Source organism: Sulfitobacter sp. CW3 (genome assembly GCF_019392245.1).
Classification (GTDB): Bacteria; Pseudomonadota; Alphaproteobacteria; order Rhodobacterales; family Rhodobacteraceae; genus Sulfitobacter.
The window spans coordinates 1-270 of sequence record NZ_JAHXRL010000224.1 but is presented as its reverse complement, the minus strand read 5'-3'; the positions used below and the strand labels follow the sequence as shown (position 1 = coordinate 270).

Here is a 270-nt window from a genome sequence, read left to right as displayed (position 1 = left end):
CCCGAGCGCGTCACCGCCCGCCAGATCGAGGCGGCCCGCCGCGCGATCACCCGCGAGATGAAGCGCCAGGGCCGCGTCTGGATCCGGGTGTTCCCGGACGTCCCGGTCTCGTCCAAGCCGACCGAGGTCCGCATGGGCTCCGGTAAGGGCGCCCCGGATTACTGGGCGGCCCGGGTCCATCCCGGCCGGATCATGTTCGAGGTCGACGGCGTTGCCGAGAACATCGCCAAGGAGGCGCTCCGCCTCGGCGCCGCGAAGCTCCCGATCCGC

General features: G+C 73.0%; 1 protein-coding gene. It reads left to right on the top strand.

The window, feature by feature from the left end:
- Positions 1-270: 50S ribosomal protein L16 (gene rplP / locus KZZ06_RS20865; protein WP_219581871.1), on the top strand; the 270-nt coding region annotated here is incomplete at both ends.